Here is a 19,837-nt window from a genome sequence, read left to right as displayed (position 1 = left end):
GGGCAGCGTCAGTTGCGGTCGCCTTCTTTTTGGTTACGTTTTCTTGGCGGGGGGCGCCGAGCCAAGCAAGAAAAAGTGACTGGCTGTCGGGCCACCCCCGACAAAGCCCCCACGGAGCAGTAACCGTATTAAGTAACGACGTCCAAACCCAAGCCCAAACTCAACCAAACCAAACCAAACCAAACCAAACATTCATTTACAACCCCGTATGCCCAGCAATATACCCCTTAACCACCCCAACATCCGCCGCCATCACATCAAACCGCTGCGGCAGCGCCTCAATATTCTCAAACCCATCAGGCCGCTCTGCATCTCGCCCCAAAGCCTCACGAATCGTTTCATTAAATTTCGCTGGCAACGCAGTCTCCAACACAATCATCGTCACACCCGGCGTCATGTAATCGCGTGCGACTTTCACGCCATCCGCAGTATGCGTATCAATAGTAATCCCATACCGCTTCTCAACATCTCGAATCGTATCCAAACGATCCTGATGCGTCGACTTGCCTGACTGGAAACCATACTCGGCAATTTTACGGAACTCATCGCCATCACTACCGGGATTGCCCGACAAATCAAAGCCACCCTGCGTCTCAACTTTATGAAACAACGCACTCAGACGCGCATGATCGCGACCCAGCAAATCATACACAAAACGTTCAAAATTCGACGCTTTGCTGATATCCATGCTCGGGCTGCTGGTGTGGTACGTTTCGGCTGATTTGCGAACGCGGTAAATACCGGTGCGGAAAAACTCGTCCAACACATCATTCTCATTGGTCGCAGCCACCAACTTATCAATTGGCAACCCCATCATGCGCGCAATATGTCCGGCGCAGATATTACCAAAATTACCTGAAGGCACGGTGAATGACACTTTTTGGTCGTTGCTGGTCGTGGCGCTCAAATAACCACGGAAGTAGTACACCACCTGCGCGACGACGCGTGCCCAGTTGATCGAATTAACGGTGCCGATTTTTTGCGCTGCTTTGAACGCGTGATCGTTAGACACGGCTTTGACCATATCCTGACAATCATCGAATACACCTTCGACTGCGATATTAAAAATATTCGGATCTTGCAGGCTAAACATTTGCGCAGACTGAAATGCGCTCATCTTTTTATGTGGTGACAGCATAAACACGCGGATGCCCTTTTTGCCACGCATTGCGTACTCAGCCGCGCTACCCGTATCACCCGACGTCGCGCCAAAAATATTCAACGCCGCATCGTCCTTGGCCAAGGTGTATTCAAACAGGTTACCCAGCAACTGCATCGCCATATCCTTGAACGCCAGCGTCGGTCCATTGGATAGCGCTTGCAGAACAAGTTTGCAGCCGTCGGTTTCTTCCAACACGCGCAAAGGCGTGATTTCTTCAGCATTTTCACCTGCACGACCGTTGCGATAGACCGCACCGGTATAGGTTTTATGCGTCAACGCCTTCAAATCCGCTTCCGGAATATCAGTCGCAAATTTCCGCAGCACCTCAAAAGCGAGGTCCGCGTATGACAATGTGCGCCAATGATTGAGCTCGGCAGCGCTCACCTGCGGATATTCTGCGGGCAAATATAGCCCACCGTCCGGTGCAAGACCGCCCAGCAAAATGTGCGAAAAAGATTGTGCCGTAGCGTGGCCGCGCGTGGAAACGTATTGCATAGGGTCTATGTAGTTGTATGTGCTAGCAAAAAATGCAGAGGGAGATTGGATGGCTAAGCGCATTAACAAGCCCCTTAACCAAATCCTCATCGATTGGGCAGTATTATAGCTGCCGATTAGGCATCACCGCTGAATCGCGCTTGAATTGACAATTGCTAACTATAATCACCGCTCAGGAGAATTAATAGCACTACGATACCGAATTTGGTCATCCCAATAGCCAAGAGAGCAACAATATCCGAGCATCGCCGATGCGTATAAGTAAAGAAAGTAGACTATTGATCAAATTACGCTCTGAAATGTAAAAAAGATGCCGAAGCATCTTTTTTTGACTTACGTTACAACTAAGCCTGTTAGCGGCAGGAAGCTGGAGCGTACTTAGCCAGCAATGTCCCAGCAGTAACAGTCAGCATGTTTTGAGCTGTTGCTGTTGCTTGAGTCGCAGATGCGCAACCCCAGTCAAGCGCGCCAGTCGTTCCCGCAGCTTGCGCTGCAGCCAGCTTGACTGAAGCACCGGCAGCGGCTGTGCGGACATATGGTCCCAATACAATCGTATTCGCTGCCGCACCCACACCCACTGATGCAGCATTATAAACAATCGTGATCTCTCCATTTGCAGCAATCTGAACCGAATTAACGTATTTGCTGTTCGCACCAGTAGCACCTGCTTGCGCATTCCAAGTTGCCCTTGCGGTCACCAGATCAGCGGCGGATGTTGCACCTTCGGTTGCAATGGCGAGCTTGGCACTTTCGGCCAATGCCAAACCTTCAGTAACCCGTGTACGGACGATGTAATCTTGATAAGCTGGCAATGCAATCGCAGCCAAAATACCGATAATCGCAACAACGATCATCAACTCAATCAGCGTGAAACCTTTTTGTGCTTTAGTCGACAAGCGACGAATAGACATATTCATGTAGTAAACTCCCTCTAGATTCAGTTGAACTTCTACAGACGATAGAGCATGGACCGTGCCAGCTCTGCTTTTCTGCTAACCGCCCTAGTAAAGGCCAAGGACAAGCGCGTTTTTTACTACGTAAGTATCGACAAAATTCGTCTGTTTCATCATTTTACATGACCAAAACCGTCACTTGACCCGTGCTTTCATTCCTAAAGATGGTAATTGCCTGATTCGCCACATAAATTGACAAGCGATTACATTCATAGCTTTTCGTCGGAAGAAAGTCTTGGACAAAAAATCAATTCCATTCAGGCTAGATGCTTTTACATTTCTCAAAAGAAAAATTTGCGCACTATCCACGGGTTTACTACGCTTTTGCCACATTTATAACGCGCACTCCACACTATCCTCCCTGCAACACGTCATCTGCACTGATACAATGCTGCTCTATCAGCAAGCCATGCACTCAGGCGTTGATGCCTTATTTGATCTCACTTTGATCTCACGTCTGCGCACAATGGCAAGCCACCCTTTTTTACGAATAAGTTGACCGCTATGACGCCGCCACTGTTACCTCTATCGCCGAACGAACACCTGAACGTAGCTGCCATGCCCGACGAACACCCAATGTCTGGAAGCTTATTTATGGTGGTCGCCCCGTCTGGTGCGGGCAAATCGACGCTGGTAAATGCGTTGCTGGCGCAAGAGCCCGCGATTAAGCTGTCGATTTCTTATACGACCCGACCGCCACGCACTAAAGAGAAAAACGGACGAGAATATCATTTCACTTCAGTGGAAGACTTCCGAGCGCGTCATAAGCAAGGTGAGTTTCTGGAATGGGCCGAAGTGCATGGCAACTATTACGGCACTTCCCGCCTGGCGATTGCCGAACAAATGCAAGCCGGAACGGACGTTTTGCTAGAAATCGACTGGCAAGGCGCGCAACAGGTTAAAAAGCAATTTCCCCACGTTGTTGGTATTTTTATCTTGCCGCCGTCCATCGCTGCGTTGGAAGATCGTCTCAAAAAACGCGGACAGGACGAGCCACAGGTGATAACCCGCAGAATTCTGGCCGCTGGCGGGGAAATCGCGCATGCGCCTGAGTCCGAATATGTTATTATCAACCAAGAATTTGCTACTGCTTTGTCGGAACTAACTGCTATTGTCAAAGCGACACGATGTCGCTTCGCGCAACAAGCAGTTCGTAACGCATCCTTATTTGCGCAACTTGGCATTCATGCCAACCTAAGTTGACACCACGTTAATCTTGACGACAACGACGCTCAAACGGCGTTGATGCAAGAGCGACAATGACCCTGTTTTTTCGGAGAACATATGGCCCGCATTACCATTGAAGATTGCATCAAGCACATCCCTAACCGTTTTCAATTGACTCTTTCCGCAACATACCGCGCACGTCAGCTTTTACAAGGTCACACACCTAAGGTTGATGCGAAAGACAAGCCAACTGTTATTGCCCTGCGTGAAATCGCTGCTGGCAAAGTTGGTATCGAAATGCTTAAGAAAGTGCCGGGTTAATCGTCCACGTACTGCGGCTGGTGTATAAATAGTATGAACCTGACTCCTCCAGATTCGACCTTACCATCAGCCGCTCCTGTAAAACGAGCTGTATTGCCTCGTGCTGTCAAAACTGCACCAACTGAAACATCCACTGATCAGCCAATGTCCAAAATCGGCGTTGCATCGATCACCCACCTGACTACCAAACTCGCTGAATACCTTAGCCCTTCCGAATTAAAGAAGGTCAAGGAAGCGTATCGCTTTTCAGATGAAATGCATCTGGGGCAGATGCGTAAATCAGGTGAACCCTACATTTCGCATCCAATTGCCGTCGCCGAAATTTGCGCCGATTGGAAGCTTGACGCGCAAGCGATCATGGCTGCACTTCTGCACGATGTAATGGAAGACCAGGACGTCAAAAAAGATGAGTTGATCGAACGCTTTGGCGCGCCGGTGGCTAGTCTGGTCGATGGTCTTTCCAAACTCGATAAAATTGAATTTCAAAGCCAAATCGAAGCACAAGCGGAAAATTTCCGCAAAATGTTATTGGCGATGGCGCGGGATGTCCGCGTAATTCTGATCAAGCTGGCGGATCGTCTGCACAATATGCGCACGCTCGGTGTCATGGTTCCAGAGAAAAAACGCCGTATCGCGCGCGAGACGATGGAAGTGTATGTACCGATTGCGCATCGGCTTGGTCTGAACAATATTTATCGCGAGTTGCAAGAACTGTCGTTTTCACATTTACACCCGCTGCGCCACCGCACGCTACAGAAAGCAGTCCGCGCAGCACGCGGAAATCGACGCGAAGTTGTCAGCAAAATTCTTGATTCGGTCAATACCACCTTGCTTGCTACGGGTATTCCGACGCAAATAGATGGCCGCGAAAAAACGCTTTACGGCATCTATCGCAAAATGCGGAATAAGCATCTGTCATTTTCCCAAGTGTTAGACGTGTACGGTTTCCGGATTGTCGTTGATACGTTCGCCAATTGCTACGTCGCGCTGGGTACATTGCACGCGCTGTACAAGCCGATGCCCGGCAAATTCAAGGATTACATTGCGATCCCTAAACTCAACGGTTATCAGTCGCTGCACACAACGCTGATTGGCCCTTACGGAACGCCGGTTGAGTTTCAGATCAGAACGCAAGATATGCATCGCGTGGCGGAGTCCGGCGTTGCTGCGCATTGGTTATACAAAGATGAAGATGGCGATTTAAGCGAGTTACAGCAACGTACGCATGCGTGGTTGCAGTCGCTGCTCGACATCCAGAAACAAACCGGCGACTCAGCTGAGTTTCTGGAACACGTCAAAGTCGACCTGTTCCCTGATTCTGTTTACGTGTTTACGCCAAAGTCGAAGATCATCGCATTGCCACGCGGCGCCACTGCACTCGATTTTGCCTATACGATTCATACCGACGTGGGCGATCAGACCGTTGCCGCCAAGATCAATCATGAACCCGCTCCGCTACGTTCAGAACTGCACAATGGCGATATCGTCGAAATCATCACCTCCAGCAGTTCACGCCCGAGTCCTAACTGGCTCAGCTTTGTTCGTACTGGCAAAGCGCGATCCGCGATCCGTCATCATCTGCGTACCAGCAATTTAAATGAGTCGATTGATCTCGGTAAGCGCCTGTTATCGCAAGCGCTGGCAACACTCAATCTGAACCCCGCCTTGGCGCCAGTCGTGGTTGAACGACTGCTCAACGAATCCAGCGCGAATTCAATGGAAGAGATTTATGCCGATATCGGGGTCGGCAAACGCATGGCAGCTCTGGTCGCTCGGCACATCATGGGATTGCTGGAAAACCAGCCAATTTCGTTGCCGTTATTAGACATGGAAGGCTTAGCAATACCGCTCAAAGCCGAACCGGTGGTCATCACTGGCAGCGAAGGTGTATCGATTCAATTATCGGCTTGTTGCCTGCCTATTCCGGGTGACATGCTCATCGGCCAACTCAAGCGCGATCAGGGCTTGGTAGTACATACCGAAGATTGCAATGTAGCGAAACGTCAACGCAGTAAAGATCCAGAGCGATGGATTGAAGTACGTTGGGCGCATGACTTAAACCGACGTTTTGATTGTCGCGTAAAAGTACTGGTACATAACGGCAAAGGGATTTTGGCAAGAGTCGCGGCTGACATCGGTGAGTCCGACGCCAACATCACATACGTCAATATGGATGACGATAAAGATTTACTGATGACGCAACTGGTCTTTACTATCCAGATCGAAGACCGCGTTCATCTGGCGCGTCTGATGCGCAACGTCCGTAGAATTCATGGCGTTACCCGCATTTTACGGGATCGAAGTTAACTCCGTCGACATGCTTTTTAGAGCAACGTGTTGACGCTAACACCCGCTATTCATTTTCTACTAATCTGAATTGCCGCGATCTGACGCTACTGCAACGACTCCTTGAATCGTGCCGGCAACGCCAGCTCCACGAAATCAATCCCTTCCTCTGCCAATTCTTCTCGCTGAGTGGGGCTGGCGACTCCCCGTATCGCATGACTGGGAACTTCATTGTAATGAATACGCCGCGCCTCTTCTGTAAAGCGCTCACCAACATCTTCGGTATTTTTTAACATGTAGTGTGCCATTTCAAACAATGCTGATTCCTGCCTGATCGCCAAATCGCTGCGCGTATCTTGCGCTTTCGCTGATGTTGATGTCGATGCCGATGCCGAGGATGATGCCGATGTTGAAGCCGTGGCGTGAGAGAGATTCAGATGTGGAGCTGATGGCAATTTATACACCTGCGGACTGTCACAAGTCGGGCAGGTAATCAAATGACGATCAGATTGCGATAGAAAATCTTCCTCTGAAGAAAACCATCCTTCAAAGCGATGCTGCTGTTCGCAACCCAAATTATAAACTTTCATTGCTCTTACACACCCATACAGAAAAGTGATTGCTTCTTGCTTAATTGCGTTTTGCCGACAATATTAATACCGTATATGATTATATGCTACCCGTGCGTAATTTCTTTCTCGCACCATCGTCACTGTTGCTTTAGGCGCTTTTTTGCGTCTTTTTTATAACTTCTTCTATTTTTTATCGTGCCGCCCTGATTCTCTACTAAACCTGCCCACCATCGTCATGAGCTTAAGACGATTTCTACACAACGATTTCAACTTTTAGCGCCGTTTAGCTGCAACTCACCCCATCAACGCATTCCAGAATAAAACGCGTCAACAGGCTATCAGATTGGCTAATGCCCGGGGAACAAGGCAGAAGGATCAATCGGTTTACCATCACGACGGATTTCAAAGTATAGCTTAACGGTACTACTATCCGATTTGCCCATTTCAGCGATCTTCTGACCTCTGGTGACCATCTGGCCTTCTTTAATAAGAATAGTCTTATTATGCGCGTACACGGACAACAGGTTGCCGGTATGCTTTATGATCAGCAAATTACCATAACCACGAATCCCTGCTCCCGCATACATTACCTTGCCACTTGCCGCTGCCAGAATTGGCTGCCCGCTTGTTCCTGCAATTTCAATTCCTTTTTTCTTCGACGAAAAGCTGCTTGTTTTCGACCCTTCTGTTGGCCACAGCCAATCAATTTTGCTTTCCTCACCGCTTCCAGATGGTGGCACTGACGTCGGTGCGGGCGCCTTACCAATACGATCAGTATTTTTTACGCCAGCATCCGCAGTTGCGCCAGGCGGTGCGACCCGAAGCACTTGTCCTACTTCGATACCGTTTGCATTTTCCAGCTTATTCCAGGAAGCGATACTGCGATGATCTTGTCCAAACTTGCGGCCGATGGCGTACAACGTATCACCCTTTTGTACTGTGTAATATCCTGGCCCGCTCGGCGTGGATGCGCCGGTCTGACCGCCGCCGGTTGTGCTGCATGCCGCAAGCATGACGATCAGGACTGCTAGTATTACCAAACGAATTTTTTGCATTCTCATTCCATTTCACGGATTCGCGAGTTCAGAATCCGATAGGAATAACCTCATTCCCACCATTACCCTGCGCCCCATCGATTAGACCGATACTTGACCTCGAATATGCGGCTTCGTTCATTTAGTTGGGCCAATCGATTGCCGTAAAGTGACCTGATGCATCCCTGCGCCGACTATTCCGAGGGCGAAATGCGCGCCGACGAATCCATGCCCTGCCTGACCGAACATGCACGCTCAAGTGAATTGGCCGTCAGATCCGGAGAGACCGAATAGACTCGTCCATCTTCCTTGCAGTAAGCTTCAACAGAGAGCGTCGCGGCAGACTTCGGGGTCGCAAAAGGTTTTATTATCGCGTTTAGCAAAAGTCCGCTGAAGCCCATCAATACAATGGTCCCCATTTGCCAAATCCACTTGCGGCGCTCCCACTCGCGGTCTTTTGCAGAGGCTGCGTCATCCATTTTTGGGATCTGTTGATCGGCCAACTGTCCCGCGCATATTTTCACTTCGGACGATGCGCTTCCCCCAACCATATCCACGCCAATGACCGCTCCGTTTGTCCCACCCTGGTGGCAGCTGTCGACATCGTTTGTCGCATTGCCTTTAGTTTTTATAACACCCATATCCGCCTTATAGCCCTCGACCCAATTGTTATTAATAAAACTTGATCACTCTTCTAGCGCCGTGATTACACCATCCAAAAAACCATTCAAACTCGGATTGTCGGTACTGCTACGCAATTCGAGTGCAAGTTCGTTCAAGTCGGCTAAAGCGGTAAAAAGCTGCGCCTTGCGTTCAGGCTTGAGTGATAGCCCGACTTCGTAGCCGATATCGCGGCAGACGCCAACGAATTCTGGATTCAAACTATCTGTCGGCATATCTGGAATAGGTGCAGGTGTGTTAGCGTCGGTCATGCGCGTTCCTTCTATAAAGCGGGGAGTTTAGCAAACTGAAGACTGCATAGGGTAGTTTGCTCGTGGCTTTTCGTACGAAATGAATGTATTTACGTACTAACCGCATGGTAAATAAGCAATCCACCTGACGCCACCCTGAAATTGTTGTGCAGTAGCAAAAAAATTGAAAACAAAAAAATGACAAATCATGTTGATGCGTCAAATACTTAATTAACAATTAACCTTATCAATCCGAATGACCTATATATAGGCAAAAATATACGCGTTTTATATGCCCGTGCTACGATTCGACTCCACGGTAGAGGTACCGTAAAAATAGCCCAAATAAGGAGTCCACATGAGTAATCGTAGAATATTTTTGAAAAACTTATCTCATATAGCAGCAGCATCTGCAATAGGCCTCTCTCTCAATGCACGTGCGCAAGCAGCAAAAGTCGATGACAAAGATCCGCAAGCGGTGGCTCTGGGTTACAACCATGACTCGACTAAAGTTGACAAAGTTAAATATCCGAATCACTTGCCAGCCCAGCAATGCAACAATTGCCAATTATTTCAAGGTAAAGCTAGCGATGCAACGGGTGGATGCCCACTTTTTGCTGGCAAAGTAGTAGCAGCAAATGGTTGGTGTAGCGCTTATTCAAAAAAGGCGTAGTCAAGATTGTTCTGACTTACGTTTGATGTCGCAATACCAAGCCCAGCTAGCACGCTGGGCTTTTGCTTTTATAAAGAGAGTGCTCGCCTGTTAGTTGCACCAAGGTGCGACCAAAAAAAAGTCCGTCGACACATATTTTTCTGAAAGAAGTAAAATAATATTGCGCCCTTTGTAAAAGAGCGCCAGAAATTTATTCAAATCTGCTATTGTTACTATGGATATTCAATCCGCGACCAACAGGAGACTCCCATGGATTTGGTAGATAAATTTGACGCCAAAGGCGCATCCGGCAGCAGTTATCACGTGCACGTGTATCACGATCCGATTACCGCAGCGACAACCAGCGGTGAAATCAACGAGTTACCAGGCCCCAAAAGCTATCAATTGTCTGACGGGCGACACCTGCATCAATTATCAGAAACGAAATTTGAAATCGTTCACACTAACGAAAGAATATTCCGAATTTGATGGTGAGCAAACGCATCTCTGACAGGCGTTTAATCCAACTTTTGATCAACGATAACGCTCTTTCAATACGCACCCAATTTGTGTTTGAGAACCGTCTGGGTTACCTCTGACCAAACAAACAAGCCCGCATATTATCTGTGCGGGCTCGTTCCTTGAAACACTTACAAGCGATGCGGATGCATCGCTTTTGCTTTTTTACAATCTAGACATCTCTGTCAGCCCGTTCCGATCATTGACGCTACTATTGAATACTATTCGATAGTATGCGTTACCTTAAGGTATAAAAACTCCTCAGAATAGAGGAAATCAAACATCGGCAATTGATTGGCGGCTAGTTGTCGTTTAGTATAAAAAAGCCGTAGCAGAGCAAATAATTCCCACTCCTGCGGATATCACGGAACCCCAAATCAACCAGCGCTTTCTGGTCAGCACGGTAATTGCCGCCAACGCCACCGCAATTTGAATGAACGTCATCCCAAGTGCCAATCGCTCATGCGGCCTCAGCTTTGCTTCCGACTCCTCACCAAGTTTGCGTGACTCTGCCTGAAGGCTCTCCGCTTCGATTTTAATAGCTGCTTTCTGGCGATCCTGTTTATCGCGATCTGCCAGATAACGGGCTTTCAATTCTGGATTTTCTGTCAGTGTGGCAACTGCTTCGTCCAGATGGCTTTTAGTCGACTTTGATTGATAGAAAGCCCACTGATCACTAGCCTCAGCCTGCTTCAGGATGCTTTGATTCTTTAAAAACATCGCTTCGTTTTGCGCCGCACCACTTTGATAACTCACCAGCGCGCCGATGGTCGCCAAAATGGCTGTCATCAGGGCGACTTTTTGCGCCAAACCATCGCGTTCTTTTTCTACAGCCTCTTCAATTGCGTGCTCATGAGGACTTGGCACTTCGTATTCTTCTTCCATTATTTTCTCTGAAGGTAGACTAAAAATGAACCATGAAATGAAACATATTTAGTAGATTGATAAGATTCACAGCGCCGTCGCTTTTATACATCATTACCCAGCTAATATCCGATAAATTTACAAAAAAAATTAGGTAATTTCCGCCACCCATTCGCCCTACCATGCAGCAAAACACTCCTTACAAATATCTCATCGCGCTAGCTACCATCTGACTTTTCGGGCATTATTTAAATATTAACAAAAAAACATCCCATCTCGTAACACCCCGTCTTCTCACCATGCTTCAGCTAGCACGGAGGAAAAAATGAAAAAGATCTCGGCGATCCTGATCCTGAATTGTCTTATGGTTGCAGCGCCTTTCGCCCAAACCTCGACAGAACCACTTTTAACGGCTAAATCATGGTTATTGCTCGACACCAATAGTGACCATGTTTTAGCCTCACACGATGCCGATGTTCGGGTAGAGCCAGCATCGTTAGTAAAACTAATGACCGGCTATCTGGCCTGTGCAGCAATAGAAGAAAAAAAGCTCAACCCGCAGCAAATGGTCAATGTATCGACCCGCGCATGGAAAGTTGATCATGAAGGATCGAGGATGTTTATCCAACCCGACAAACCGGTCAGCGTTCAGGATTTACTGTATGGCCTTATCGTACAGTCCGGCAACGATGCTGCAGTTGCCATGGCAGAAACCATTTCTGGCACGGAAGAAACTTTTGTCGCCCAGATGAATAACACTGCGCGCATATGGGGCTTAAAAGACACGCACTTTGCCAACTCCCATGGACTGCCAGATCCTGAAAATTATTCAACGGCACGCGATCTGGCTACCCTTGCAACGCACGTGGTTGAGGACTTTCCAGAATGCTACAAAATTTACGCAATTAAATCGTTCACCTATAACAAAATTACGCAGCAGAACCGGAATCAATTGCTGTCGACAGATGCCAACATTGACGGCATAAAAACCGGCCACACGGCCGCTTCCGGCTATAGCCTCATTGCTTCTGCCAACCGTCCCAATGGCACCGGCACCAGACGTCTTATCGCCGTCGTATTGGGTGCGCCGTCCGGCAATGCGCGCGCGCAAGAAAGCCACAAACTGTTGCAATGGGGTTATCAGAATTTTGACACGGTAAAGTTGTATTCACACGGCGAAGTAGTTGTGACGCCGAAGGTATGGAAAGGCAAACAGAGAGAACTAAAAGGGGGTTTTCTTGAAGACTTGTATGTCACGGTCCCCAAGGGTCAAGCTAGCAAAATAAAGCAGACGATCGAGCTCAACAATCCGCTGCTTGCACCGATCGCCGAAGGCAACAAACTAGGTCAGCTTAAAGTACAAGTAGGCGAAAATGTTGTACTGACTCACGCCATTGTTGCATTGGCGAGTGTAGAGCAAGCCAATTTTGTGTCACGTATTTTGGATGATGTGTGGCTTTGGGTTAATACGACCATCGATCACTTCATGAAGCATCAATGATGTATTGATGTATTAATGTATTAATGTATTAATTAAACAAACTCAGACCGATGGTATGTTCAGGATAGCAGTCATGCATGCTGATCGCATGCATGACAGATTACTGGTTACAGATTTTCGGCTAAGAAAGTCAATGTGCGACCTTCTGCCAACGCAGCAGCACGCTGGTTATACATGGCCGGACGCCCCCAGCAATTGAACCCATGATCGGTATTCGGATAGTCGTGGAAGGTGGCATTTGCTTTCCCTGCAAATGCCACTTTTACGGCTGCCACGTTGCCCTGTGTGATGTGTGCGTCATCGGCCGCGTAGTGAAATAAGATTGGCTGTTTGATCTGGTCAGCGATGTCCAGATGCTGATCAATGCCGCCGCCATAAAAGCAGACAGCCGCATCGGCATTACTTAGCGCCGCGGCGCGGAAGGCAAGCTGCCCACCAAAACAAAAGCCAAGCGTCGCGACTTTGCCACTCAACTCAGGTAGCTTGCGCAACGTTGCAACGGCGTCGGCGACATCTTTCGCCGCCTGATCAGCATCAATTTTCTGATAGAACCCGAACGCTTGCTCGGTACCGCTTTCGTCGTAGGCTAAATCGACGCGCGGCGACATGCGCCAAAACACGTCGGGTGCCAATACAACATAACCCGCCAAAGCGTATTGATCTGCAACGGTGCGGATATGCTCATTGACGCCCCAGATTTCTTGCAAAAGAACAATACCTGGGCCTTTGCCGGTCGGCGGCAAAGTGAGATAGCCGCTAAATCCGGTTGCGCCTGCGGTCGGGATATCGATCCAGTGTCCGTTCATCGTGGTTTCCTTTTAATTTAAAATTAGAAAATAGCGCCTGAGACGCGTGAATTCTGTGTTGTATGTTCTGTATTGATGCGGGTATTGAGTATTGGATATACCAAAACAGCGCCAGCATCACTGCTCACGCCATTGATCGGTAATCATATCAGAAGTATTTATAGATAACTTGCGGCGCAAAAAAACCAAACAAGGCCAGGGGCAATACGCTAGCGTCACTGCTGAAGACATCACATCCAAGGCGTCACTGCAAAATTGATGACCTCTTTATATCCATCAAAACTCACCCTAAAAACTACTTCCCATCGGCCACCAAATCGGCAATCGCATGGTTATTGGATGGTTATTGAATCGCCTTCTGTCGCGGAAGTTTCACCGTAAATACCGTACCCGCACTTTCGTTTGACTCGACCGTTATCGTTCCTCCGTGTGCCTCAGTAATTTGGCGCGCGATAAACAAACCCAAGCCCAGGCTGGTCGATGGGCGGCTATGCCCTTGCCCGTCTACGTTGAGTTGGACCAACGGCGTAAAAATAGCCACCAACGACTCGGTGGGTATGACGGGGCCGAGATTCTTCACTGTCACGATGATCGCCTCCCGTTCGCCTGTCGCGCAAATTGTCACTGGCTGTTCGGTAGTGCGATACTGCGCTGCATTATTCAACAAATTAGAAAAAACCTGCTGCAATCGATCGCTATCAAAACAATCAATCAGATCACCCGCCGTATCCAGCGTAAATTTGCAATCGGGATGTGCTGCACTGGCATCCTCTAGCGCAGCCTGACAAATTTCTTTGACATTAACCTCCTCCCTAACCATTGGCATTTTTCCACCAAGCTGCGTTCTTGCGTACTCTAATAAATCATTCACCATTGCATTCATGGTAGCGGCACTTCTGACTACTCGCGCTCCGATCAGTCGAACACTATCCTTCTGCTCCCGCAAACGTGACAACGAGTCGCCAGCCATTGCCATGGTGGCAAGCGGACTCCTTAAATCGTGTCCGAGAATTGCCAGAAAGGTGTCTCGGGTACGTGTTTCCTGATCCGAATAAGTAGTCACCGACTCCGCCAATGCCTGATCTATTGCCTCATTAAAACGCACCATATCATAGGTCGTCTCCTCTGAAATTTGACCAATTTGTGGCAACCATAAACGCAGCACAATCGCTCTTAATGCACGATATTCGGCAGTGAGCTGCGTCAAAGAGAATCCACTCAGTTGACGCAGCAGACCATGCGTCGCCGCCGCGCTTTCATCATCCATAATGCGCAGGGTAACGCCTTCCAGTTTCTGATTTTGTTGCTGGGGACTTGGTGTAATGACAATATCGGAGGCAATTTCTTGAAGAATTTTCTTTATATGATCGCGTAGCGCGGTGGTTGAAAGTTGGTTAGCAGGAGCACCGAGTGTCCGTGCGATAGATTCCCACTCCTTAATGATTTGCTCGGTGTGGGTGCTGATAAAGCAGGATAGTTTCATGATGAGCGCCATACCCGCAACGGATACAGTCCTTTATTGGCAAAACAACAACAAGCGCAACAAAAAAATAACCCGACTTGAATATCAGCAACAAGACACTACAAAATAACTAATAGATAGATCATAGCCGCAAAAAGCGTGCCGTGATGACATCCCCATCAAATATAGAATACCGCGCCTTATTCGTCGCCAAAAAATATATTCTGAACTTGATGCAGCGCGCGCCGAATGCTTAGGTTGGACCAACAAACGCGACAATAGTGAAGCCCCAGAGCCAACCACGCCAGAACTAATATGCAATAGCGCCATTAAGGTTTCGAAGCAGATCGCCGAACTGAGTCGGCAAGCCTGCACAAGCAGCGAGTGTAGTTTAGTACCGGACTGACAGCATTTGTGGCGCGCACGCCACCAGAATTTTGTGCGCTATGGCCGTCGCAAATGCTGCCATTGTTTTACACTATTATCTTGGTTTCACTCATCAACAAATCCACACCAGCGCCGGCAAAGTTAGCCAAATCGCCCGCTGCCGCTTGCCCTTCTGGTGTAGCCAGAGCCGCCTGAATGGCCGCAACGGAATCAAACTCCAAAACCGCCACCAGATAGAAGGCATGCTTGCCAGCCATACCCATCACATCACCGCTGGATAATTCGAAGCCACGCAAACCCGGTATCGCCTTGACCAAAGGCACGTGTTTCTCAGCATAATGCGCATCGAATGCTTTGGTGTCGGTCGGCTGCTGATATGTTACAAAAAGCTTCGCCATATCTTATCTCCTGATTTTTTATTGGTTAATTGAATAGTGCTCTTTATTAGCCACGGACTATAACGCATTACGATGTTATGCGTTCGAAGAAGACTGACAATTTACCTGTTGGAAGACGCAAACATAGTGTGCTGTGGGTCACACAATAATCGATTAAGATTTCTACGCTTCTGACGCGACGTTTTTTGCGCGCGACCACATGAAACGTGGAAATCAAATCTGCCCGTGCGCCGCCGTTACCTTGCCACCTTTCCACCAATCAAGCATCGCATAAATTAATAAAAAAAAGAACCGCATTCAAATCAGGCAGAATCAGAGTGCCGATATCGGCCCGATCCTGACGTGGCGATCCAGTTTATCGATACGATGCTCGGCAGTCTCTGCCAGCATCTGCGCGGACGTTAATGCAAGGCGCAGCAAGCGCTCGGTATCGATGATATCCAGCGTCGGCTTGACGTCAGTGCCGCGGTCCGCGTTGCTTACGTGGACCAGCTCCATACATGTCTTTATCCCGTAGCAGACATCTACCGTAAGCGCATAAAATTGCGCGCATTGGTCAGTCTGATAATGCAAAGGAAGCCATGAAAAAGGCTGATGGAATGCTTCTGGTTCTGGCGGTGGCGGCATGCTCATGGCTGCGCTTCCGTGATGACTTGGATCGTGAGGTATTTGCAGAATGCTAAAGAAGATGCGGTAGAGGTGATGGTTCGAAGCATAGTTGGTTCCTTTTCAGTTACGCCGCATCCCGATTAGAAATCGGGTGGGCGACAAATGGCAAGGTTAGTAGACCGGCGTAGAAGCGATTCCCGGCAGGCCGAAGCCTCCCTGCCACTGCCGCCCATAAACGGGCAACGATGAAAAACACACACCACTTTGCATGGTGTGTGCGCACTACTACGGTCGAGCTACTAAACTCGGTCCCATTTTTATCAGGGACGCAACGAGTATAGGGCATCATTCTGCTTTCTGTGAAGCAAATTGTATTTTCCGTTACTTCATTGCCCGCTTAAACCCCGATCACTATCTTCTTATTTTTCGATGCCGAATTAAGGCGAACTAACGCAAACTAACGATTAGACGCAAGTGACCTCAATAGAAAGGGTGATCGCTGGATCACCGGATCTTTCGCTTTTGACAGTTGCGGTGCGCCGACCGCTTGTTGCAAAGCGTCGATCATTTGTCTCTCATCAGCAGAGTTGATAAGGCCAATAAATACGATCGTTGATATTGGCCCAGATTTGCCCGCAAAGGGAATCAGCATGATCCGCGATCCGACCACGTGCAGCTCGTAAGGAACGGTGTCTTGGGTAAGCCAGACAATGCCTTTGGCACGGAGTATTTTGTCTGATAGCGTCGACAGCATTTGTTTTAGCTTTTTTTTATCGAAACAGGCTGAAGAATTAAAGTTAAAGCTGCGTATTGCAAAGTGGTGTTTTGTATCTTCATCAACTAACGTCATCAAGGCGGGCGGCGTGGTCGACTCGTTCAAGTCAGACTTAACGTCTGGCAACAGTGCAGAATCAAAAAGGAATTCAAGCGGAATTTGTCCATTCTTTGCATCGATAATATAGTTGGTTTTAGCGATGGCAGAAAGTTGGATTTTGGTACTAATTTTTTTTCCGTCAGAAATCAAATCGAGCTTGGTCAATACCAAAACACTGGCCCCCGCAATTTGACGCCGGGCAATGTCGCCAACATACGGATCGTGCAGCGTTTTTTCACTATTTTCAGCATCCACCAACACCGCGATTGCACATAATCTAAACGCCTTGTCGGACATCCCAATTTGCGCAATTTTTGCAGGATCGGAGACGCCACTTGCCTCGATCAGCAGAATGTCTGGCCGATTTTCCCTTGCGCTAATGGCGATTAACGCTTCGGTTAAACTGTCGCCAATGGAGCAGCAAATACAGCCATTTTCCAGATTGATCACATCATCCGTTTTGGAGCGAATCAGCGCAGCATCAATATTAATGCTGCCAAAATCATTGACCAGAACCGCTATTCTTTTTCCGGTCCGTGCAGATAAAACTTGATTCAGTAACGTTGTTTTACCCGCCCCGAGATAACCACCGATCACGACCAGGTCAATCGCTGTACGCATATATTTATCGACATTGGTGGTTAGCGCGTTCAGCTGGTTGAAGGTGCTCGGCATCATTTTGGCGACTCAAAAACCTTGCCACCCAAAACGGTTCCCCATACAGAAATATCCTTCAAATGATCGGGATCAATTTGCGTCGGGTCTTGTTCCAGCACTGCAAAATCTGCGTACTTGCCAACCTCAATACTGCCGACCAAGTGATCCATCTTCAATGTATAGGCCGCACCCAGCGTAATGGCGTGCAATGCAGCCGACACCGAAATACGCTCGTTTTCGCCCAACACACGACCGGAAGATGTTTTTCTTTGCACTGCGCACCAGGCTGTAAAAAGCGGGCTCAATTGTGTAATCGGCGCATCAGAATGGAACGCAATCGGAATGCCCAGTCGCAGCGCGGAACCTGCGGCGTTCATCCTGTTGGCGCGGTCTGGCCCCATGGTCTGATTGTAGTGTGCGTCACCCCAATAATAAATATGGTTTGAGAAAAAATTGATACACATGCCCAATGCGGCGATGCGGCGCAATTGCGCTGTATCGGCCATCTGGCAATGCTGCAGAGTATGGCGATGATCAGCGCGAGGATGTTTGGTTAATATTTCCTCAAACGCATTGATGACCAATTCTGCAGCCTCATCACCGTTTGTATGCACATGAAGCTGCAAACCATTGAGATGGAATGGTGTAAATAATTCCACAAACTGACTGGGCGGAATAATCCATAAACCGTTTGGCTTACCGTCAAAATAACCGGGCCATTTGACGCGTGCCGTGAATCCCTGAATCGAACCATCGACAATCACTTTCACCGGTCCATAGTGCAATTTATCGGTATTTTTTGCGATCGCTTCCTGCAATCTTTTTAAGCCATTTTCTGCACTTCTTTGCGGTCCATAAGCCGGGACAATCCGAATCGGATAATTATCATCCGGTGTAATCTTGCGTAAATTTACCGCTCCTATCGCCGACAGGTCATTCATGAGATCAGTCGCGGTGGTCACGCCAGCGAGTTGGGCCACTTTACCAAAATTCCAGATCGCGCTTTCTTTTTCGCTCGAAGAGATCGCTAGTTGCTTGCCGATTATTCGGTAGATAGGAAACATAGCGGCAAATTCTTGCAGTTCACCCGAAGGCTTGCCGGCGGCATCTTTATGTATGCCATCAATATCCGTATCTTCATCAAGGCCCGCAACCGCTAACATCGCCGAATTAACGTTCATTAAATGCACACTGGCATGCAAAATCGCAATGGGGCGAATGGCGGAAACGGTATCCAGTTCTTTGGCCGACAGGCGGCCCGTGCCAAAGAAAATCGGATCAAATCCCCACGCCAGCAATTCGGTAGAAGCATCTGTCATTTCTGCTTCTGCTTGTTTCAGACGTCGAATAACCTGGTCTAAGGAGGTTAATCCTTTCCAACACTTTCCGTCCGGTCCACGTCTGTCGTGATAGCCAACGTAGACCGCATCCCACATCGCACCTTCCATTAAATGACAATGCCCTTCGACCAACCCTGGCATTAAAATTTTGTCTTGGAAAGCGTGATTAACTTCAACCTCTCCCCATTGGCCGACTTCTTCCAGTGAGCCAACAGAAAGAATTTTTCCTTCGCGCACCGCGACACAGGTCGCCTCTGGCTGACCGGGGTTCATGGTGATAATTTTCTTCGCAACAAAAACTTGAATCTTCTGGCTTTTTATTTTAGTTAAACTCACACCGTACTCCACAGAAAAATAATGGCTGAAACTGCTTTATGGCAAAACTGTTTGCATGCTTTTTGAACACAATTTCATCAAAAAATGTGCAGTGCAGAGAACAATAATATTAACTAGCAAACAAATTAAACCGATATTGAAACCGCCCAAATCAATTTTATTGACATACATCAAGATAGCCAGCACTTGCCCCACGATGATTCCCAACGCAACCGCATTTGCTTTTACGCCCTTAAAAAATAGGATGATCATCATTCCTGGAAAAAATTGTGTGATCCCGTAATAAGCCGTGTTAATAATCGTCAGCATCAAGTTAGGCGTAAATAGCGTCAGCACGATTGAGGTGGCCAGGTAAGTGACAATGACAAATATGGTGCTGGTTTTCTGCTTACTCTCTGGAATATTGGGAACTAGATTACGTGTGACTAATGGCCCAATCGACAAACAGATACCGGCTAAAACCAGCAAACCTGAAAGCGCCGCACCAGCCGTCACCAGCCCCAATAACCAGCCGGGTAAAAGATTAACTGC

General features: G+C 48.2%; 20 protein-coding genes and 1 pseudogene. 6 read left to right on the top strand and 15 right to left on the bottom strand.

Going from position 1 to position 19,837, the window contains the following annotated elements; all coding sequences use genetic code 11:
• Nucleotides 1-196 precede the first annotated feature (196 nt).
• Entirely contained in the window at nucleotides 197-1,657 is a 1,461-nt protein-coding gene (gene thrC / locus QN379_RS21085; RefSeq protein ID WP_322237800.1) for a threonine synthase, read from the bottom strand.
• A gap of 353 nt (nucleotides 1,658-2,010) precedes the next feature.
• The gene (locus QN379_RS21080) at nucleotides 2,011-2,568 is read right to left on the bottom strand and encodes a pilin (RefSeq protein ID WP_416186877.1); all 558 of its coding nucleotides are present in this window, start codon (nucleotides 2,566-2,568) and stop codon (nucleotides 2,011-2,013) included.
• A 600-nt stretch (nucleotides 2,569-3,168) separates the two neighbouring features.
• Here QN379_RS21080 and gmk point away from each other — a divergent pair.
• The 3 genes from gmk (at nucleotide 3,169) to QN379_RS21065 (ending at nucleotide 6,405) form a co-directional block, all read left to right on the top strand.
• Nucleotides 3,169-3,813: a guanylate kinase gene (gene gmk, locus QN379_RS21075; RefSeq protein ID WP_323507523.1), complete on the top strand. Its 645-nt coding sequence runs from the start codon at nucleotides 3,169-3,171 to the stop codon at nucleotides 3,811-3,813.
• An 81-nt stretch (nucleotides 3,814-3,894) separates the two neighbouring features.
• The gene (gene rpoZ, locus QN379_RS21070) at nucleotides 3,895-4,098 is read left to right on the top strand and encodes a DNA-directed RNA polymerase subunit omega (RefSeq protein WP_168052254.1); all 204 of its coding nucleotides are present in this window, start codon (nucleotides 3,895-3,897) and stop codon (nucleotides 4,096-4,098) included.
• Between the two features lie 33 nt (nucleotides 4,099-4,131).
• Complete coding sequence (locus QN379_RS21065) at nucleotides 4,132-6,405, top strand: bifunctional (p)ppGpp synthetase/guanosine-3',5'-bis(diphosphate) 3'-pyrophosphohydrolase (RefSeq protein ID WP_322237798.1); 2,274 nt, start codon at nucleotides 4,132-4,134, stop codon at nucleotides 6,403-6,405.
• An 86-nt stretch (nucleotides 6,406-6,491) separates the two neighbouring features.
• On the opposite strand, the gene QN379_RS21060 is transcribed toward QN379_RS21065, so the two are convergent.
• The 4 genes from QN379_RS21060 to QN379_RS21045 form a co-directional block, all read right to left on the bottom strand.
• Nucleotides 6,492-6,974 (bottom strand): DUF1178 family protein, encoded by a 483-nt coding sequence (locus tag QN379_RS21060; protein ID WP_323507521.1) that lies wholly within the window; start codon nucleotides 6,972-6,974, stop codon nucleotides 6,492-6,494.
• Nucleotides 6,975-7,303: 329 nt separating this feature from the next.
• Nucleotides 7,304-8,011, bottom strand: a complete 708-nt coding sequence (locus tag QN379_RS21055) for a peptidoglycan DD-metalloendopeptidase family protein (RefSeq protein WP_323507520.1) — start codon at nucleotides 8,009-8,011, stop codon at nucleotides 7,304-7,306.
• Nucleotides 8,012-8,184: 173 nt separating this feature from the next.
• The gene (locus QN379_RS21050; protein WP_322237794.1) at nucleotides 8,185-8,631 is read right to left on the bottom strand and encodes a hypothetical protein; all 447 of its coding nucleotides are present in this window, start codon (nucleotides 8,629-8,631) and stop codon (nucleotides 8,185-8,187) included.
• A 45-nt stretch (nucleotides 8,632-8,676) separates the two neighbouring features.
• Nucleotides 8,677-8,922, bottom strand: coding sequence for a hypothetical protein (locus QN379_RS21045; protein WP_322237792.1), 246 nt, complete (start codon nucleotides 8,920-8,922; stop codon nucleotides 8,677-8,679).
• A gap of 337 nt (nucleotides 8,923-9,259) precedes the next feature.
• Between QN379_RS21045 and QN379_RS21040 the strand changes: the two genes are divergently transcribed.
• Together QN379_RS21040 and QN379_RS21035 are read left to right on the top strand one after the other, a co-directional pair.
• Complete coding sequence (locus QN379_RS21040) at nucleotides 9,260-9,574, top strand: high-potential iron-sulfur protein (RefSeq protein WP_322237791.1); 315 nt, start codon at nucleotides 9,260-9,262, stop codon at nucleotides 9,572-9,574.
• A gap of 249 nt (nucleotides 9,575-9,823) precedes the next feature.
• Nucleotides 9,824-10,042, top strand: coding sequence for a hypothetical protein (locus tag QN379_RS21035; RefSeq protein WP_322237790.1), 219 nt, complete (start codon nucleotides 9,824-9,826; stop codon nucleotides 10,040-10,042).
• A 342-nt stretch (nucleotides 10,043-10,384) separates the two neighbouring features.
• On the opposite strand, the gene QN379_RS21030 is transcribed toward QN379_RS21035, so the two are convergent.
• Complete coding sequence (locus QN379_RS21030) at nucleotides 10,385-10,957, bottom strand: DUF4337 domain-containing protein (protein ID WP_322237789.1); 573 nt, start codon at nucleotides 10,955-10,957, stop codon at nucleotides 10,385-10,387.
• A 304-nt stretch (nucleotides 10,958-11,261) separates the two neighbouring features.
• Between QN379_RS21030 and QN379_RS21025 the strand changes: the two genes are divergently transcribed.
• Nucleotides 11,262-12,437 (top strand): D-alanyl-D-alanine carboxypeptidase family protein, encoded by a 1,176-nt coding sequence (locus tag QN379_RS21025; RefSeq protein ID WP_323507519.1) that lies wholly within the window; start codon nucleotides 11,262-11,264, stop codon nucleotides 12,435-12,437.
• 107 nt (nucleotides 12,438-12,544) lie between these two features.
• On the opposite strand, the gene QN379_RS21020 is transcribed toward QN379_RS21025, so the two are convergent.
• From QN379_RS21020 to QN379_RS20985, 8 genes and pseudogenes are all read right to left on the bottom strand, one after another.
• Nucleotides 12,545-13,243, bottom strand: coding sequence for a dienelactone hydrolase family protein (locus QN379_RS21020; protein WP_322237786.1), 699 nt, complete (start codon nucleotides 13,241-13,243; stop codon nucleotides 12,545-12,547).
• A gap of 343 nt (nucleotides 13,244-13,586) precedes the next feature.
• Nucleotides 13,587-14,726, bottom strand: coding sequence for a HAMP domain-containing sensor histidine kinase (locus tag QN379_RS21015; RefSeq protein WP_323507518.1), 1,140 nt, complete (start codon nucleotides 14,724-14,726; stop codon nucleotides 13,587-13,589).
• A gap of 452 nt (nucleotides 14,727-15,178) precedes the next feature.
• The gene (locus QN379_RS21010) at nucleotides 15,179-15,490 is read right to left on the bottom strand and encodes an EthD family reductase (protein WP_322237783.1); all 312 of its coding nucleotides are present in this window, start codon (nucleotides 15,488-15,490) and stop codon (nucleotides 15,179-15,181) included.
• A gap of 312 nt (nucleotides 15,491-15,802) precedes the next feature.
• Complete coding sequence (locus QN379_RS21005) at nucleotides 15,803-16,123, bottom strand: hypothetical protein (RefSeq protein ID WP_323507517.1); 321 nt, start codon at nucleotides 16,121-16,123, stop codon at nucleotides 15,803-15,805.
• Nucleotides 16,124-16,223: 100 nt separating this feature from the next.
• A complete protein-coding gene (locus QN379_RS21000; RefSeq protein WP_323507516.1) occupies nucleotides 16,224-16,448 on the bottom strand; it encodes a hypothetical protein in 225 nt (74 codons plus the stop codon).
• 108 nt (nucleotides 16,449-16,556) lie between these two features.
• Complete coding sequence (locus tag QN379_RS20995; protein WP_323507515.1) at nucleotides 16,557-17,651, bottom strand: GTP-binding protein; 1,095 nt, start codon at nucleotides 17,649-17,651, stop codon at nucleotides 16,557-16,559.
• Nucleotides 17,648-19,243: an amidohydrolase gene (locus QN379_RS20990; RefSeq protein ID WP_323507522.1), complete on the bottom strand. Its 1,596-nt coding sequence runs from the start codon at nucleotides 19,241-19,243 to the stop codon at nucleotides 17,648-17,650. The genes QN379_RS20995 and QN379_RS20990 overlap by 4 nt, the downstream gene beginning before the upstream one ends.
• A 99-nt stretch (nucleotides 19,244-19,342) precedes the next feature.
• Nucleotides 19,343-19,837: pseudogene (locus QN379_RS20985) on the bottom strand (sodium:solute symporter family protein); the annotation flags it as partial.

This window comes from Glaciimonas sp. Gout2, from assembly GCF_035018905.1.
Classification (GTDB): domain Bacteria; phylum Pseudomonadota; class Gammaproteobacteria; order Burkholderiales; family Burkholderiaceae_D; genus Glaciimonas.
Note: the sequence above shows the minus strand (reverse complement) of the source record. Positions and strands in the feature narration are given on the sequence as shown.

Coding starts and splice junctions, on each gene's coding strand:
- thrC (WP_322237800.1), bottom strand. CDS start 1,657: ATGCAATACGTTTCCACGCGCGGCCACGCTACGGCACAATCTTTTTCG.
- QN379_RS21080 (WP_416186877.1), bottom strand. CDS start 2,568: ATGTCTATTCGTCGCTTGTCGACTAAAGCACAAAAAGGTTTCACGCTG.
- gmk (WP_323507523.1), top strand. CDS start 3,169: ATGCCCGACGAACACCCAATGTCTGGAAGCTTATTTATGGTGGTCGCC.
- rpoZ (WP_168052254.1), top strand. CDS start 3,895: ATGGCCCGCATTACCATTGAAGATTGCATCAAGCACATCCCTAACCGT.
- QN379_RS21065 (WP_322237798.1), top strand. CDS start 4,132: ATGAACCTGACTCCTCCAGATTCGACCTTACCATCAGCCGCTCCTGTA.
- QN379_RS21060 (WP_323507521.1), bottom strand. CDS start 6,974: ATGAAAGTTTATAATTTGGGTTGCGAACAGCAGCATCGCTTTGAAGGA.
- QN379_RS21055 (WP_323507520.1), bottom strand. CDS start 8,011: ATGCAAAAAATTCGTTTGGTAATACTAGCAGTCCTGATCGTCATGCTT.
- QN379_RS21050 (WP_322237794.1), bottom strand. CDS start 8,631: ATGGGTGTTATAAAAACTAAAGGCAATGCGACAAACGATGTCGACAGC.
- QN379_RS21045 (WP_322237792.1), bottom strand. CDS start 8,922: ATGACCGACGCTAACACACCTGCACCTATTCCAGATATGCCGACAGAT.
- QN379_RS21040 (WP_322237791.1), top strand. CDS start 9,260: ATGAGTAATCGTAGAATATTTTTGAAAAACTTATCTCATATAGCAGCA.
- QN379_RS21035 (WP_322237790.1), top strand. CDS start 9,824: ATGGATTTGGTAGATAAATTTGACGCCAAAGGCGCATCCGGCAGCAGT.
- QN379_RS21030 (WP_322237789.1), bottom strand. CDS start 10,957: ATGGAAGAAGAATACGAAGTGCCAAGTCCTCATGAGCACGCAATTGAA.
- QN379_RS21025 (WP_323507519.1), top strand. CDS start 11,262: ATGAAAAAGATCTCGGCGATCCTGATCCTGAATTGTCTTATGGTTGCA.
- QN379_RS21020 (WP_322237786.1), bottom strand. CDS start 13,243: ATGAACGGACACTGGATCGATATCCCGACCGCAGGCGCAACCGGATTT.
- QN379_RS21015 (WP_323507518.1), bottom strand. CDS start 14,726: ATGAAACTATCCTGCTTTATCAGCACCCACACCGAGCAAATCATTAAG.
- QN379_RS21010 (WP_322237783.1), bottom strand. CDS start 15,490: ATGGCGAAGCTTTTTGTAACATATCAGCAGCCGACCGACACCAAAGCA.
- QN379_RS21005 (WP_323507517.1), bottom strand. CDS start 16,123: ATGAGCATGCCGCCACCGCCAGAACCAGAAGCATTCCATCAGCCTTTT.
- QN379_RS21000 (WP_323507516.1), bottom strand. CDS start 16,448: ATGATGCCCTATACTCGTTGCGTCCCTGATAAAAATGGGACCGAGTTT.
- QN379_RS20995 (WP_323507515.1), bottom strand. CDS start 17,651: ATGATGCCGAGCACCTTCAACCAGCTGAACGCGCTAACCACCAATGTC.
- QN379_RS20990 (WP_323507522.1), bottom strand. CDS start 19,243: ATGAACCCCGGTCAGCCAGAGGCGACCTGTGTCGCGGTGCGCGAAGGA.